The 12,201-nt window shown below is 68.8% G+C and carries 14 protein-coding genes; 2 read left to right on the forward strand and 12 right to left on the reverse strand.

Features of this window, described 5'->3' with window-relative positions:
* Positions 1–71: 71 nt before the first annotated feature.
* The 6 genes from V7Q42_RS07515 to arsN2 all read right to left on the reverse strand — a co-directional run bounded on the left by V7Q42_RS07515 (position 72) and on the right by arsN2 (position 5,269).
* A complete protein-coding gene (locus V7Q42_RS07515; protein ID WP_333823308.1) occupies positions 72–989 on the reverse strand; it encodes a phytoene/squalene synthase family protein in 918 nt (305 codons plus the stop codon).
* A 101-nt stretch (positions 990–1,090) separates the two neighbouring features.
* Entirely contained in the window at positions 1,091–1,483 is a 393-nt protein-coding gene (locus tag V7Q42_RS07520; RefSeq protein WP_333823309.1) for an Mth938-like domain-containing protein, read from the reverse strand.
* A 17-nt stretch (positions 1,484–1,500) separates the two neighbouring features.
* Positions 1,501–2,442, reverse strand: coding sequence for a protein translocase subunit SecF (gene secF, locus V7Q42_RS07525; protein WP_333823310.1), 942 nt, complete (start codon positions 2,440–2,442; stop codon positions 1,501–1,503).
* A gap of 65 nt (positions 2,443–2,507) precedes the next feature.
* Positions 2,508–4,112, reverse strand: coding sequence for a protein translocase subunit SecD (secD, locus tag V7Q42_RS07530; RefSeq protein WP_333823311.1), 1,605 nt, complete (start codon positions 4,110–4,112; stop codon positions 2,508–2,510).
* A 168-nt stretch (positions 4,113–4,280) separates the two neighbouring features.
* A complete protein-coding gene (gene yajC / locus V7Q42_RS07535; protein WP_333823312.1) occupies positions 4,281–4,637 on the reverse strand; it encodes a preprotein translocase subunit YajC in 357 nt (118 codons plus the stop codon).
* Between the two features lie 200 nt (positions 4,638–4,837).
* Positions 4,838–5,269, reverse strand: coding sequence for an arsenic resistance N-acetyltransferase ArsN2 (gene arsN2, locus V7Q42_RS07540; protein WP_333823313.1), 432 nt, complete (start codon positions 5,267–5,269; stop codon positions 4,838–4,840).
* 80 nt (positions 5,270–5,349) lie between these two features.
* Between arsN2 and V7Q42_RS07545 the strand changes: the two genes are divergently transcribed.
* A complete protein-coding gene (locus V7Q42_RS07545) occupies positions 5,350–6,237 on the forward strand; it encodes an ATP-binding protein (protein WP_333823314.1) in 888 nt (295 codons plus the stop codon).
* 48 nt (positions 6,238–6,285) lie between these two features.
* Positions 6,286–6,819 (forward strand): DinB family protein, encoded by a 534-nt coding sequence (locus V7Q42_RS07550; RefSeq protein ID WP_333823315.1) that lies wholly within the window; start codon positions 6,286–6,288, stop codon positions 6,817–6,819.
* Positions 6,820–6,943: 124 nt separating this feature from the next.
* Here V7Q42_RS07550 and V7Q42_RS07555 read toward each other — a convergent pair whose 3' ends face one another.
* From V7Q42_RS07555 to V7Q42_RS07580, 6 genes are all read right to left on the reverse strand, one after another.
* Complete coding sequence (locus V7Q42_RS07555; protein ID WP_333823317.1) at positions 6,944–8,485, reverse strand: LysM peptidoglycan-binding domain-containing M23 family metallopeptidase; 1,542 nt, start codon at positions 8,483–8,485, stop codon at positions 6,944–6,946.
* Between the two features lie 348 nt (positions 8,486–8,833).
* Entirely contained in the window at positions 8,834–9,526 is a 693-nt protein-coding gene (locus V7Q42_RS07560; protein ID WP_333823318.1) for a protein-L-isoaspartate(D-aspartate) O-methyltransferase, read from the reverse strand.
* A 142-nt stretch (positions 9,527–9,668) separates the two neighbouring features.
* On the reverse strand, positions 9,669–10,427 hold the full coding sequence (surE, locus tag V7Q42_RS07565; RefSeq protein WP_333823320.1) for a 5'/3'-nucleotidase SurE: 759 nt from the start codon (positions 10,425–10,427) through the stop codon (positions 9,669–9,671).
* A 76-nt stretch (positions 10,428–10,503) separates the two neighbouring features.
* On the reverse strand, positions 10,504–10,770 hold the full coding sequence (locus tag V7Q42_RS07570) for a hypothetical protein (RefSeq protein ID WP_333823322.1): 267 nt from the start codon (positions 10,768–10,770) through the stop codon (positions 10,504–10,506).
* Between the two features lie 78 nt (positions 10,771–10,848).
* Complete coding sequence (locus V7Q42_RS07575) at positions 10,849–11,118, reverse strand: hypothetical protein (protein ID WP_333823324.1); 270 nt, start codon at positions 11,116–11,118, stop codon at positions 10,849–10,851.
* 292 nt (positions 11,119–11,410) lie between these two features.
* Positions 11,411–12,103, reverse strand: coding sequence for a glutathione S-transferase N-terminal domain-containing protein (locus V7Q42_RS07580; RefSeq protein ID WP_333823325.1), 693 nt, complete (start codon positions 12,101–12,103; stop codon positions 11,411–11,413).
* Between the last annotated feature and the right edge of the window lie 98 nt (positions 12,104–12,201).

Raw genomic sequence — 12,201 nt, forward strand, 5'->3', positions numbered from 1 at the left:
CACATTAAACGCATCAAATCAACATGATGGTCCAACCGCGCACAGGTCTCATCACATCGTTCGGCGCTGCTTCACATCTGACGCCAGAAGCGCTTCGCCGCCTTGCGCGCCCGGCGCGCCGCCCGCCACAGCCGCCACTGCCGGCGCCACTGCGGGCTCTCCCCCGGGCTGCGGTAGGGATCGAAGCCCGGTCGCTCCATGTGGCAGAGGCACAGGTCGACCAGCGACACCGGCAGGAAGGCCGGCGCCACCTCCGGCGGAATGGTGCGGATCAACCGGCGCGTCGCCTCGAGTTCCTCGCGCGCGCGGACGCGCAGTTCGGCGAGCACGGCGACGAGCGCCGGACCGCACTTGCCGGCCAGGACGTCGTCGCGGGAGAGGCCGTGGCGCGCCAGCACGTCGAGCGGCAGGAACACCTGTCCACGCGCCGCCTGCTGCGCGAGACCGCGCATCGTCATGGTCAGGCCGTAGGCGACGCCGGCATGGCCGGCCACCTCGTCGACGCCGAGATCCCGCCCGTCGGCGAGGACGCGTGCGGCGAGGCGGATGAGCGTCGCCGTAGTGTCGCGGCAATAGTCTTCGAGCGCCGCGAGATCCGGCATCGCCTCGTCGTAGAGATCGAAGATCCGCGCCTCGATCAAGCGCTCGAAGTCCTCGACCGGCAGCGAGAAGCGATCGATGGTGTCGAGAAGCGCCGCGGCGATCGGATGGGCCGCGCCCTCTTCGCGCCGCTCGCCCGTCAACATGTCGATCCACCATCGGGCGCGAATCTCGCCCGGCAGCGGGTCGGAGACGAGGTCGCGGATCCGGCCGATCTCGGCGGAGAAGGCATAGAGCGCATAGAGATGGCACCGCCGCTCCTCCGGTGCATAGAGACCGGCGAGCCAGCGGTCCTTGTCGAGCCGGCGCACGTGAGCTTCGACGAGGTCGTAGGCGGTCTCGAGGCGGCTCCCGGCGGGGACGTCGGCGGAGGACATGGCGGCATACATGGGGCGGCGACGGACTTCTTCCAGCGGCGGCGGACTTTCGCCGGTTTCCCCGTCGCACGATAGCCGGGAAGAACCCGCATCGCCGAGGCCCGGTTCCTCGCTCACTCGACCGCCAACAGCGCCGCCGCCACGCGCCGCCGTTCACCGAGCAGGATGTTCCAGGTCCGCACCGCCGCGCCGGTGGCCATCGGATCGGCTCTGACCCCGGCGGCGCGCAGATGCTCGCGAAGCGCGGCCGGCAGCGGCAGCAGTTCGCGCCCGGTGCCGACGAGCAGCATGTCGAAGGCCGCGGCCTCCGCCACCACCCGCTCGAACATCTCGGGCACGAGATCGGCCGCCGTCACCGCGCCCCAGGCCCACATGCCCGACGGCAACGCCAGGAGCGAGCCGCGATGGGCGAGACCGTCGAGTCCGACGAAGCGGAAGCCGCCCCGGCCGTAGCTCTCGATCTCCACCGGCCGCGGCAGGTGGGCGTCCGGGCGATCCGAGGTCATGGCACCGCTCCCGGCGATCAGGCGCCGGCCGGCGCCGCTTCGGCCTTGTCCTCGCCCTTGCCACCGCCGGCGCGCAGGTTGAGGAAGATGAGCGCCGGCGCCGAGACCACGATCGAGGAATAGGTGCCGATCACCACGCCGATCAGCATGGTGAAGTTGAAGCCGCGCAGCGCCTCGCCACCGAAGATGAGCAGCGCCGACACCGCCAGGAACACCGTGGTCGAGGTCCGGATGGTGCGCGCCAGGGTCTGATTGATCGACGCGTCGATCAACTCGGGGAGCGCCATCTTCTTGTACTTGCGCAGGTTCTCGCGGATGCGGTCATAGATGACGACGGTGTCGTTGAGCGAGAAGCCGACGATGGTCAGGATCGCCGCGATGACCGCGAGATCGAAGCCGATCCCGACGATCGACAACAGGCCGAGCGTCAGTACCACGTCGTGGATGGTGGTGACGACGGCACCGACGGCGAACTGCCATTCGAAGCGGAACCACAGATAGACCAGAACCAGGCCCAGCGACACCACCACCGCGATGAAGCCGTCGCGGCGCAGGTCGGCCGAGACGCGTGGGCCGACGGTCTCGACCTTGCGGTAGTCGTAGCCGTCGCCCATCACCGCCTTGATCTTGTCGACGCTCGCCTGCTGGGCGAGATCGCCGCCCTCCAGCTGACCGACGCGGATCAGCACGTCCTCGGGCGCCCCGATCCCCTGCACCTGCACCTCACCGATCTGCAGTTCGGAAAGCTCGGTGCGGATCTTGCCGAGATCCGCCGGACCCGCCTTCGAACGAACCTCGATCACCGTGCCGCCGACGAAGTCGATGCCGTAGTTGAGACCGATGATCGCCACCGACAGGAGCGACAGCGCCACCAGCGCCATCGACAGCGGGAACGTGATGAACCGAGCCCCCATGAAGGGGATCTTGGTGTTCTCGGGGATGAAACTGATGAGCTTCATCTCTCACCTTCTTGCCTGTGTCTGCGGACGCGTCCCGTCGAGCGGGGCGCGGCGGAGCGTCTACGTCAGATCGGAATGCGCGTCGGTCGCACCTTCTTCACCCACAGCGCCACGATGAGGCGGGTCACCGTGACCGCGGTGAACAGCGTCGTCAGGATGCCGATGCCGAGGGTCACCGCGAAGCCCTTGATCGGGCCCGTGCCGAGGAAGAACATGACGATCGCCGCGATCAGCGTCGTCAGGTTGGAGTCGACGATGGTGCCCAGCGCGCGCGAGAAGCCCGCGTCGATCGCCGAGATCGCCGACCGCCCGAGCTTCTGTTCCTCGCGAATGCGCTCGTAGATCAGCACGTTGGCGTCGACAGCCATGCCGATGGTGAGCACGATGCCACCGATGCCGGGCAACGTCAGCGTCGCCTGCAGCACCGACAGGATCGCCATGATCATCACCACGTTCAGCACCACGGCGATGTCGGCGAAGATGCCGAAGAGCCCGTAGTTGCCGATCATGTAGAGCACCACCAACCCCGTGCCGATGGCGACGGAGAGCTTGCCGGCGGCGATCGAGTCGGCGCCGAGGCCGGGGCCGACGGTGCGTTCCTCGACGATCGTCAGATCGGCCGGCAGCGCGCCGGCGCGCAGGAGCAGCGCCAGGTCGTTGGCGGCGCGGACGGTGAAATTGCCCGAGATCTGCCCCGACCCGCCGAGGATCGGTTCACGGATCACCGGATAGGAGATCACGTCCTTGTCGAGCACGATGGCGAAGGGGCGACCGACGTTCTGCTGACTGATCAACGCGAACTTCTGGGCGCCCGACGTGTTGAAGCGGAAGGTGACGATCGGCTCCGAGGTGCGGCTGTCGAAGCCGGCCTGGGCGTCGACCAGTTCCTCGCCCGTCAGCATGGCGCGACGCTGCACCAGCACCGGAACCGGCGGGTCCTCGTGGCTGTAGAGCACGTCGGTGTCGGCCGGACGCGTCCCCTCCAGCACCTGCGGCCCGCTCGCCTCGACCATGTGGAAGGTCAGCCGCGCCGTCTGGCGCAGGATGTCCTTCAACCGGTCGATGTCCTGGAGGCCCGGCACCTGGACGAGCAGGCGGTTGTCGCCCTGACGCGCGATGATCGGTTCGGTGGTGCCGAGCTGGTCGACGCGGCGGCGCACCACTTCCATCGACTGCTCGACGACGCGGCGACCGCGATACTCGAGACCGGCCTTGGTCAGGCTCAGGCGGAAGACGCCGCCCTCCTCCTTGGCGATCTCGACGTCGACGACGTTGGCGCCACCGAACAGGGCGTCGGACAGTTTCTGAGGAATGGTCTGCAGCTTCTTCTCGGCCTTTTCGACCTGCGCCGCATCGGTGATGCGCACCTGGACGGTGGTGCCGCCCTGCACGCCGAGGCCGGAATAGCCGATCTTGTCCTCGCGCAGCACCCGACGCATGTCGTCGCGCAGCACCTCCACCCGTTCCTTCACCATCGCGGCGGTGTCCACCTCGAGCAGCAGATGCGCACCGCCCTGGAGATCGAGGCCGAGGGTGAGCTGGCGATGCGGCAGCCAGCTCGGCAGGCCCGACAGCGTCTCGCGGGAGATGAAGTTGGGGATCACGAAGACCACCGACGCCACCATGGAGGCGACGATGAGCATGATCTTCCAGCGCGGGAAATGGAGCATCGGAACTCGTCCTCGGTCCTCGGATCCCCCGAGGGGCGCTGCCCGGATCCGGGCTGCGGGAAGGCGTGGCGGAAGGACGCCGGCAGACGCCGCCTCGCGGCGTCGGAGATTTCCGGCACACGCCGCTTCGCGGCGTCGGAGATATCCGGCCGACGCCGCGGGGCGGCGTCAGTCGTTGGCGGCGGCGGTTCCGGCCTTGGCCGGCTCGCCCTTGGAGCGCACCTCGCCCACCGTGGCACGCACGATCCGCGCCTTGACGCCCTCGGCGATCTCGATCTCGACCTCGGCGTCGGAGACGACCTTGGTCACCTTGGCGATGATGCCGCCGGAGGTGACGACGATGTCGCCGCGGCGCAGGTTCTTCACCATCTCCTCGTGCGCCTTCTGACGCTGGCGCTGCGGGCGGATGATCATCACCCACATGATCACCAGGATGAAGACGAAGGGCACCAGCGACATCAGAATGTCGCCGGTTCCGCCCGGAGCGGCGGCGGCACCTTGAGCGAAGGCGGGGGTCACGAACATCGAGGTCTCCTCGGGAGCGGCGGGTTCGCCCGAAACACGGCGGCCCGGAACACGGCGGTCGGTCTCATGTGGGCGTCGGAATCCGATACCGCAACGGGGTCCCGTCGCGGCGCGGGCGGACTATATCGAGTGACCGCCGCTTTGCAAACACGCGTGGTGAGCGCTCGTCGCCGCCGCCGAGCCGGCCGCGAACCGCCGCTTCACCCCCCGAGATCGCGCACCATACAGACCGCCGAGGCGGCACAGAGCGCCGCGAACTGCGCCGATCGGGCGATCTCCACCGGTGCGCTGTCGCGCTCGGCGCGATACCACCCGAGTCGATCGAACACCGGTCCGGCGTTTTCGGTCAGCAGCCAGAGGCGGCGGGCGCCCGCGGTACGCGCCAGATGCTCGAGCGCCGCGACGATGCGGATGGCGAGCCCCTTGCCGCGTTCGCTCGGGATCACCACCAGTGATCGCAACAAGCGGTCCGGCCCGGTGCCTTCCAGTCCGCAATGGGCGACGACGCGGCCGTCGTCGTCCTCCCAGGCGAAGAATCGTTGGTTCGCCCCGCCGAGATCGGCGACGACGAGTTTCTCGGCGACGAGCGCGGCACGGAAGCGGGAATCGGATGCGGGGATCTCACGCAGCATGGCGGCCTCCGGCGGGCGTTCTCGGCGACACCGCGACATGCTACATCGCGACATCCCGGCCGAACAGCGGAGCCTACGACGTGGCGGACACCACTTCTCCTTCCGATCTCGCGATCCTCGCCGCCAAGCTCGACGCGCTTGTCGCTCTCATCGCCCGTGCCGTGCCGCCGGCGCCGGTCGCCCCCGACTTCGACGCCGCCGACGCCTTCGTCTGGTCGGCCAAGGACCTGAGGCTCGCCCCGGTCGCACGGGTCAACCGGGTCGAGATGACGCTCCTGCAGGGCATCGACCTCGCCCGCGACCAGCTCGTCGGCAACACCGAGCGCTTCGCCCGCGGCCTGCCGGCCAACAACGCCCTGCTGTGGGGCGCCCGCGGCATGGGCAAGTCGTCGCTGGTCAAAGCGGCGCACGCCACCGTCAATCGGACGCTCGTCGCCGAGGGTCGGCCGCCGATGAAGCTGATCGAGATCCATCGCGAGGACATCGAGAGCCTGCCGGTGCTGCTCGGGCTTCTCTCCGGCACGTCCCTGCGCTTCGTCGTCTTCTGCGACGACCTCTCCTTCGACGCCGGCGACACCGCCTACAAGTCGCTGAAGGCGGTGCTCGAGGGCGGCATCGAGGGGCGGCCGGACAACGTCGTCTTCTACGCCACCTCGAACCGCCGCCATCTCATGCCGCGCGACATGATCGACAACGAGCGCTCGACCGCCATCAACCCGAGCGAGGCGACCGAGGAGAAGGTCTCCCTCTCCGACCGCTTCGGTCTGTGGCTCGGCTTCCACAAGTGTTCCCAGGACGACTATCTCGCCATGGTGCGCGGCTACGCCGCCCACTTCGGGCTCACGATCGACGACGCCGAACTGGTGCGCGACAGTCTCGAATGGGCGACCACCCGCGGCGCGCGCTCCGGCCGCACCGCCTGGCAATACGTGCAGGATCTGGCGGGACGCCTGGGGAAGACGCTCTGAGGCGAGCGCTCCCTCGGTGATCGCGCCGCCCCGGTGAAGGAGACTCCGATGTCGTGGATCGACCAGTTCCGCCTGCTGGCGCGTTACAACACCTGGATGAACACCCGCCTCTACGACGCCGCCGCCGGCCTGTCCCGCGAGGCGTTGACGGAGAACCGAGGCGCCTTCTTCGGCTCGATCCTCGGCACCTTCGAGCATCTGGTGGTCGGCGACACCCTGTGGCTGAAGCGATTCGCCGCCCATCCGGCCGCCGCCGCCCTCGCACCCGTCCTCGACCTGCCGACGCCCGCCTCGCTCGACGCGATCCAGTTCGGCGAGCTCGCGCCCCTGCGCGAGCGCCGCGACCTGCTCGACCGCTCGATCGAGGCCTTCGTCGCCGATCTCGACGATGCCGGCCTCGACCTTCCCCTCGCCTATCGCAGCACCAAGGGGCAGCCTTTCGTGAAGTCCTTCGGGCTGGTGCTCACCCACTTCTTCAATCACCAGACCCACCACCGCGGTCAGGCGACGACCTTGTTCTCGCAGGCCGGCATCGACGTCGGCGTCACCGACCTCCTGATGCTGGTCCCGGAAGTCGGCTGAGCGCTTCGCGTGCACCCACGCCCCGAAACGAAGACGACCCCGGACCGCTTGCGATCCGGGGTCGTCTCGTTCTGATCCCCCGACACCCGAGTGGCCTCCTCGGGTGTCGGGAGCTCGGGTCGCCTCAGTTGGAGGCGAGATAGGGTTTCGGATCGATCGCCTTCTGGCCCTTGCGCAGTTCGAAGTGGAGCTGCGGCTGGCTCACCGAGCCGGTGGCGCCGGCGCGGGCGATGATCTGGCCGCGCGAGATCTTCTCGCCGCGGTTGACCAGCAGTTCCGAGGCATGGGCGTAGGCGGTGACGTAGCCGTTCTTGTGGCGGACCAGCACGAGGTTGCCGTAACCTTTGAGCTCGTTGCCCGAATAGATGACCTCGCCGTCGTCGGCGGCCTTGACCGAGGTTCCCTCCGGCACCGCCAGATTGATGCCCTCGTTCTTCTCGCCGTTGGCCTTGGAGCCGTATTCGGAGATGACGCGACCGCGCACCGGCCAGCGGAACGAGCCCGGCGTCGCCGAACCCGACGGTTCCTCGACCGCCGGCTCACGGGCGACCGCGATGGTCTCGGCCGCCCTCTGATCGATCTTGGCGGTGGAGGACGGCGTCGGCGCCGAAGGCTTGATCGTCGCGGTCTTCACCGGCGCGGCCGGCGCCTGGGCCACCTCCTTGACCGGCGCGGCGGCGGGAGCTTCCGGCTGGGTCGCCTTGGCCGGAGCCTGCGACGTCTTGAGCATCAGCCTGGTGCCCGCCGGCAGGAGCAGATGCTGGCCCGGCTGCAGGCTCGACGACTTCAGATTGTTGCGCTCCTTCAGTGACTTCTCGCTAACGCCGTAGGTCTTGGCGACGGAGGCGAGCGTGTCGCCCTTCTTCACCGTGTAGTCGCCGACCAGCTTGACGCCGCCATGGTCCTGGGCGGGCGCGGCGGCGGACTTCGGGGTCGGCAGCGGCGCCGGGGTCGGCGCCTTGGGCGCCGCCGGCACCGACGCGGTGGTCATCGGCTTCGACGTCGGGATCTGGCGCACCTGCTGCGCCGGAGCCGGCGCGGCCACCGGGGCGGGGGCGGGAGCGGACGCCTGGACCGGACCGGCGGCGATCGGCGCCGGCGTCGGCTGGCTCGCCGAATAGACCGGCAACAGCACGCGCTGGCCCGGCTGGAGCATTCCCGGACCCGAGAAGCCGTTGGTCTGGGCGATGGCATTGGCCGGCACGCCGTAACGGCGCGACAGGCTGTCGACCGTGTCGCCGTGCTGGGCGGTGACATAGGTTCCGCCGACCGCCGTCCATCCGCCGGCCGCGGCGACGCGCGGCGCCTGCGGCGCGGGAGTCTGGACGGCATAGGACTGAACCGGCGGCGGAGCGAGATCCTGGCGGGCGACCGGCTGCGCCGTCGGCGCGATCGAACCGGTCGTCTCGACGTTGCGCCAGCCACCGGCCGGCGCCCGGCTCGGCTGGCCATAGGCGGGCTGGCCATAGGCGGGCTGACCGTAGGCCGGTTGCGGCTGCCCCTGCCCGAGGATGGCGCGCTGGTTCGGCGTCGAACCGGTGTAGACCGGATCACCGCCGAAGCGTCCCGTATCGTTGGAACACCCGCCCACGGCGGCCGCCGCGAAGACGATCAACGCCACTCGGGACACATTGCGAGACCGCAGATCGAGGTTCGGAACACGCATCGCAACACTCACGCCGTTCGAGGCGACAACTCGCCCATTCACTTGCCTCCCATTGAAGCGCTCGTAACGTTGACAAACGCTTAAGCGACGCGCCGGATCGGTGAATTTCCTGTCGCAGACGATGTCGAGGACCGTCGTGAACGTTCGACGCGGCGGCGGTTTTCCGCCGTGGATGCCGCCTTCGCCGATCGCCGGCGGCGGATCGACATGGTTGACGACGGCGCATCCGTCGGGCGGCCGGCGCGGCGAAACTGGTGAACGGAGGACGGCCTCGAAGCCGGCGACGAAACACCTCGATCTCGGTGGACGACCACCGAACCGCGAGGCGAGCATGCCGAAGGAACGTGGTCAGAGCGCGGCGGCGCGTCCGGCGACCAGCGCGATGCGGCGCACCTCGCCGACCGGCTCGATGTCGAGCCCCTTGTCGCGACGCACATAGCGCGTCAGCACCTGGGGTCGTCCGGCGACGCCGACCGCGGCGATCAACACGCCCTGCGGCGCTAGTTGATCGAGCAGCGCCCGCGGCGGCACCTCGATCGCCCCGTCGACGACGATGCGATGGAACGGCGCGTTGCGGGCGAAGCCCTCGAAACCGTCGTGGACCGAGGCGACGACATTGTCGAGATGCAGCGTGGCGAAACGCTCGGCCGCCAGTTCACCGAGGGTGCGGAAGCGCTCCACCGTGTAGACCTTGGCGGCGAGCGACGCGATGAGCGCCGTGCCGTAGCCCGACCCGGTGCCGATCTCGAGGACGCGATGGTCGGGGGCGATGCCGGCGGCCTGATACATGAAGGCGAGCGCCGAAGGCGCGTCGATGGTCTGGCCGCACTCGATCGCCACCGGCCGGTCTTCCAGCGCCTTGGCCTGCCACTCCGCCGAGACGAAAAGCGAGCGCGGAATCTGCTCGACCGCCGCCAGGATACGGCGATCGTGCACCCCCTTCTGCGACAGCGCCAGGACGAGACGGGCGAGCGCGATGCGGTCGGTTTCGGCCAGCGAGATCTCGGCGCGGCGCAGCGGCGCGGCGAAACGACCAGCCATCGAGGAACCTCCGACACACGGCGACGCGGAAAGCCGACGACTAGCCCGCCAATGGTTGGCGTTCGGTTACCGCTCGCCGCCCCGCGACGCATCGCCGCCATGCGTCCGCCGCGGCGCAGGGCCACCGACGCTCCGCGATCGATCAGCGGAAGGCGTGGGTGAAGGACTGGCGCGTGCCGTGGTCGGTCAGGTCGAGGCGCAGCGGCGTCACCGAGACGAAGCCCTCCGCCAGCGCCGCCAGATCGGTACCGCCCGCCGGCTGCGTCGCCTGCGGCCGATAGGAGATCCAGTAGTAGGGGTTGCCGCGGCCGTCGACGCGCGGCTCGACCCCGATGGTGGCGTCGTTGCGCGCCCCTTGGGTGGTCACCGCGATGCCGGCGACCGCCTTGGCGGCACGCGCCGGGAAGTTGACGTTGGCGAGCGTCCCGACCGGCATCCCCACCTCGAGCAGGCGCGAGATCACCGCCGGACCGTGCTCCTCGGCCGTCGCCCAGGGCACTTCCGCCCCCTCCGCCCAGCCGTAGGCCTGCGACAGCGCCACCGACGGCACGCCGAGCAGCGTCCCTTCCATCGCCGCGGCGATGGTGCCCGAATAGGTGACGTCGTCGGCGACGTTGGCGCCGCGATTGACGCCGGAGAGCACGAGGTCGGGCTTCATGTCGAGGATGTGGCGCACGCCCATGATGACGCAATCGGTCGGCGTGCCGCGCACCGCGAAGTGGCGATCGGAGATCTTGCGGAGCCGCAGCGGATCGGAGAGCGACAGGGAATGTGCCTTGCCCGACTGGTCGGTCTCCGGCGCCACCACCCAGACGTCGTCGGTGAGCTCTCGGGCGATGCGTTCGAGCACCCGCAGGCCGTGCGCGTGGATACCGTCGTCGTTGGTGATGAGAATCCGCATCGCCGCCTCCCGGGGAATGCGTCCGGGGTAGCATGGCGGCGGAAAGCGGGGCAAGCGGACGGGGCGTCGCGCGCCCTCAGATCCAGAGGATCGGCTCGTCTTCGCCGACGCCGGCGCGCAGATCGCGCAGTCGGCGGGCGGCGCCGAGCGCCGCCGCGGTCGCGCTCACCGCGACGACCAGCCAGAACCAGGTGGCGAACCCGCCCCGGCTCTCGAAACCCTGGATCTCGGCGGCGACCGCACGCCAGGCGTCGGCGACGAGACCACCGGTGGCGGCGACGGCGAGGAGGCCGGAGACGATCAACGTCACCATCGCGGCGATTCGTTCGGAAGATGATCCCATGATGCGCTCCTCCCGGGCGGGAGCCGGGCGCTCGGATCGGCGACGCGGCGGCGCGACGCGGCTCCGGTGCGGATCGGCTCAGTGGCGGGTCATCCATTCGCGCGCCTGGCGCTGCGCCTCGGCGATCTCGGCGGCGGACATCTCCTGCGAGATCTCCTGACGCCAGCGCGCCGCTTCGGCGTTGCCCTGCGCGGCGGCGAGGTTGAACCACTTGTGCGCGGCGATCATGTCGGCGGCGACGCCGCGGCCGATCGAATGATCCACCCCCATCCGGAAGAACACGTCGGCGGTGATGGCCTGATGGCCCATCGCGGCGACTTCGGCGCTGTTGATCTCGAAACGGGCCATCGAACTCTCCCACATCCTGTAGACTTTTCGTCCCGCCGGATCAGCGTATTCGTCCGGCCTCCATGTGGAAATACTGCCGCCGATCATTAAAACTCGAGTAAAATATGATGCTTAACCAACGGTCTCCGAATCGAAAACGAATGGTGTATTCAATCTTCGATTCACCTTTCCAGTCCGATTCCGGCAATGAAATCAAGGATGACGCAAGGGAGCCCCGGAATGCGCGGCAAGAAACGATTCACCGCGAATCCCGAGGCTCTCTTTCGAAGCGCCGATTCGTCTCGACGAGATCTCAGCGCGCCCGTTGGCCGAACAGCACTTTCTTAGCCGCCTCGTCGTTGGAGAGATCGGTCCGCATCTCACCCGCCAGCGCCAAGCCCCGCGCCACCGCCGGGCGAGCCAGCATGCGATCGAACCAGGCGCCGAAATTCGGGAATTCGGCGCGATCGATGCCCTGCTTCTCCCAGCCGGTCGACCAGCCGATGGTGGCGATGTCGGCGATCGAATAGTCGCCGGCGATGAAGTCGCGGCCCTCGAGGCGCTTGTTCAACACACCGTAGAGGCGATGTGTCTCGTTGCGGTAGCGGTCGATGGCGTAGGGGATCTTCTCCGGCGCGTAGAGGGCGAAGTGGTGGTTCTGTCCGAGCATCGGCCCGAACCCGCCCATCTGCCACATCAGCCATTCCTCGACCTGCACTCGGGCGCGTTCCTCCTGCGGATAGAACTTTCCGTACTTGCGGCCGAGATAGAGCAGGATGGCGCCGGACTCGAACACCGAGATCGGCTCGCCCCCCGGTCCGTCCGGATCGACGATCGCCGGCATCTTGTTGTTGGGCGAGATCTCCAGGAAGGCCGGGTCGAACTGGTCGCCCTTGCGGATGTCGATCGGGATCACCTCGTAGGGCACCCCCAGTTCCTCGAGCATGATCGAGATCTTCCAGCCGTTGGGGGTCGGCCAGTAGTAGAGGCGAATGGGAGCGGGCATGGGTGGGTCTCCGCGGACGTCTGGGCGATCGCTCGGTCTCCCGGCGAAGCCGAGAACCGCCGTCCGTCGCGGGCGGCATCGAGCGTTCCTCGAAGATG

The sequence above is a fragment of the Pinisolibacter sp. genome (assembly GCF_036782435.1).
Taxonomy (GTDB): domain Bacteria; phylum Pseudomonadota; class Alphaproteobacteria; order Rhizobiales; family Ancalomicrobiaceae; genus CALBKH01.